The organism is Segatella sinensis (genome assembly GCF_040095255.1).
Taxonomy (GTDB): domain Bacteria; phylum Bacteroidota; class Bacteroidia; order Bacteroidales; family Bacteroidaceae; genus Prevotella; species Prevotella sinensis.
In genome coordinates, this window is the sequence record NZ_JBBNGE010000101.1 from 1 (window position 1) to 3,457 (window position 3,457).

2 protein-coding genes are annotated in these 3,457 nt (G+C 39.4%); both read right to left on the reverse strand.

Going from position 1 to position 3,457, the window contains the following annotated elements:
• Positions 1 to 72: 72 nt before the first annotated feature.
• A complete protein-coding gene (locus AAAT87_RS15075) occupies positions 73 to 2,316 on the reverse strand; it encodes a TOTE conflict system archaeo-eukaryotic primase domain-containing protein (protein ID WP_349226883.1) in 2,244 nt (747 codons plus the stop codon).
• Complete coding sequence (locus tag AAAT87_RS15080; protein ID WP_349226884.1) at positions 2,298 to 3,176, reverse strand: Abi family protein; 879 nt, start codon at positions 3,174 to 3,176, stop codon at positions 2,298 to 2,300. The genes AAAT87_RS15075 and AAAT87_RS15080 overlap by 19 nt, the downstream gene beginning before the upstream one ends.
• Between the last annotated feature and the right edge of the window lie 281 nt (positions 3,177 to 3,457).

Consider the following 3,457-nt stretch of genomic DNA (forward strand, 5'->3'; position numbering starts at 1 on the left):
AGGATGAAGAAAATAAGCAAAATCAAGTTTATGCTTTATTAACGAGAAGTTTTCTATAGGGGTGCTGAGTAGTTACGGATAATCGAAACCTTCGCCTACATACTTTCCTGTAGCTACAATCACAAGTGATTCTGATATGGGTATTGACTGTAGATTTTGTAATGCAAGACGTTTTTCTTTAGCAGAATCCGCACCAATGAGTTGTATAACATGATCGGCAAATGGCATTAGCATTTGTGCCAACACCTTGACATGAGCTGTACGAGTTGTCAGCACTAAAGGTGTTCGTCCTTTTTGAATTGCAGCCTTGACATCCTCCATAACGAATTCATTTCTAACCTTATCCCCGGATAACTCTTGCGTTATTTGAACATAATTTTTACGGTCTGATATAACGCTTCGGAACGAGGTAAACCTTGGAATTAGCAGGCGTTTGAATCCTTGATTTTCCATTTGACTCTTGGCATCAGAGGTAAATCTTATCTTTCCGCATTGCATAAATATAATAGGTTGATGCCCATCTTTTCTGATTGGAGTTGCGGTCAAACCATAAACAAAAGTAGCAGTCACTTGTCGAAGAACTTGCTCGAAGCTGACAGAGGACACATAGTGACATTCATCGACTATCACCATACCGTAATCCTTGACAAAAGGCTTTACTTCGTCATTATTTAAACAAGAGTGTATCAAAGCTATATCAATGATTCCATGCAACGTGTTCTTGCCTGCATACAAACAACCGATGGCAGAGGATTTCGTTTTTCTTCCTCGTTTTGTTTCAGGCTTTTCTATTGTTTCATCAATTTTAAGAAACGATTCCAACCGCTCCTTCCATTGCTCAAGCAATGCCTTGTTGTGAACAAGTATTAGTGTATTGACCTTTCTCTTTGCTATCATTCCGATGGCAAACACGGTCTTTCCAAACGCTGTTGTTGCTGATAGTGTTCCGACATTATGCCCAGCAAAAGCTTCCATTGCCTTTTGCTGTTCTTCTCGAAGACCTCCTCTGAATGTAACCTTTATACTACGCCCATGGTTAGTCTTGTCTGAAATCAAAACCTTAACATTATGCTGGGTTAGGATGGCACGAACCGCATCCTCACAACCACGAGGAAGAACAAGATAGTCGTCTGTTATTTCCGAACACGAAATGATACGTGGAATATTATACGTAGACAGGCGCATTCCTTGCTTCTCATAAAATTCAGGATTACGGAAAGCAGCCATGCGCTTGAAAACGTTCACGCATTTGGTAGACAGACTTGCCAAAGGTATATATAGCATATTAGCTCTTGTCAGCACAATTTCCTTTGGATAACAATCTGTTTGCATCATATCCATTTGAGGTGTCTCCCAAGGCTTTGCCTCACTGGTCTTCAAGAGTTCGCCCAATGTTGGCACAGTATGTAGCCGTAACAACATATCAAGTTCTACCTCCGACAACTTACGAATTTGTGATAACAATTCCCATTGGTCAGCATACGCATTGAAATCTTCATCAACGAATACACTGTTTCCTTTGCGTCGAACCATCCCCTGCAATGGTAAGGCTACAAGATTGCCAAGACCACCTTCGGGCAAGGTGTCTTGGTTAGGAAAGAACCGGTCGTATGACTTGAAAGAAAGATGGACATCACTATTCATCGCCTCTGTAAGAATGGCATTTCCTAACTTTCGTGCCTTGAAAGCAGTTATTGGCATATCAAAGAATATCCACACATGAGCTCCATTGCCAGAACGTGAGCGCTCGATGTAACAAGGCACATTCCAAGTTTTGCAAACATTTACAAAAGAAAGCACATCATTCTTGTAGCCATGTTCACAGCTTTTGTCATCAAAGTCTGTGCAAAGAAAACAGCAAGTATTGTCCTTTCGTATTGGATAAAGTCCAATAACATCACGTCCCCATACATCCTTTCCAGCAAGATGATTGAAAACGTCATTGTATGTCAAAGGAGCGAACTGCCTGTTGGGACAATCCGCACACTTATATTTTCGTTTATCGCAAAATTCTCGATTCCATTCTCTCGTGCATACAGGCTGATAGCCAGACTTTTGGGTCGTACTACTATACCAACGCTTAGCAAAAACATCATCACGACCTTGGAATACACTTTGAAATATAGAAACTTTTTCTTGTAAAGAGAATTGGCATATAGAAACTGATGCTGCTTCTATACGATTAGAGTTATAAGTCTTTGATTCTAAACTTTCATATTCTATCCCATTCTTGTCAAGAATCGCTTTAAGTCTGGCATTTTCTTTTTCCAATTCTTGAATTCTTAGGGCAAGAGCACTTACATCCCTTGCGTCCATAAAGGTTCGCTCTCCCATCCATTCGGAAATCCAAGAGCTGCCAGATTTATCTCCGGATAATTGGAAAATAGCGTTTGCATCTTGACTAACATATCATTGTTAGGAGATATAATATCAAGGAAATACTTGATGATGCAGATTGTAAAATATACTCTTTGAGGGTTTGAGGGCTGTGTAATCCAAGGAAGTGCAATCCTTCTTGGAGATACAGGCATGATAGAACTTACCTTATTCCACACTCTTGAATGGCGGCAACAGGCATTTCTCAACAATGTCAAAGATGTTATCCAAGATTCCAAGACTATAGGTTGCAAACCAAAATAGTGAGAGATGCGCTTACGTATCTTGTCTGCTTTCAGATTACGATAAACTATGTTCACATTATCCATTGTCAGCAACTCGCCCAAAATCCATGATGGAGGATATGGGTCACAATAGCTGTTTTTGAAGTGCTTGACAAACTCTTCTGTTGATTTTGCGTATTCCTTATCAATGGTGTTTTTTGTATCTTGGAAAGTTCTTTGGTTGGCAAAATGAACCGAATTAGTCAGCCAATAAATATCCCCAGTTATCTGCACAGGAATATTCATAATAGCCCGACGAATGGCTATCTCAACTTTTTCAATTTCATTGAGAAGAAACATACGCAACTTTTTGTCGAAGCGATAAAGATTCAGCACTTGCAGAAAAGTTGTTTCTTCTTTATACTGATGGGATTCTTTTGGAACTTTCAAGAATGGATACATATAAGCAGAAAGACGATAGTACCCGATACTCTCCAAATATCGTACCGCTTTGGTTTCATCAGAAATGATAAGCCCACGACTTTCCAACAGAGCCACCAAATCCGTCTCTGTCATATAATGTTTTGTGAAGTGCGGTAATCTTTCCATTAGAGTATTTTGAGAATAAACGTATACATACAAAAAAGCCCCACGCATTTGAGCATCGTTGAGAGGCTTGGTGGGAACTGACGCTGCAAAGATACGAATAATTATTGATAATACAAACTTTTGAGCAAGAAAATTCACGCAAAAGTAGATTTCTTTGATATATTTGTATTTAACCTCAAATCCGCAACCTATAGGGTTTAGTGGGATTTTGCTTGCAAAGCGACAAAATTCATTTTATTGTACATATT

Excerpts from the sequence above, each read along its gene's own strand:
- AAAT87_RS15075 (WP_349226883.1), bottom strand. The coding sequence starts at position 2,316 with ATGGACGCAAGGGATGTAAGTGCTCTTGCCCTAAGAATTCAAGAATTG.
- AAAT87_RS15080 (WP_349226884.1), bottom strand. The coding sequence starts at position 3,176 with ATGACAGAGACGGATTTGGTGGCTCTGTTGGAAAGTCGTGGGCTTATC.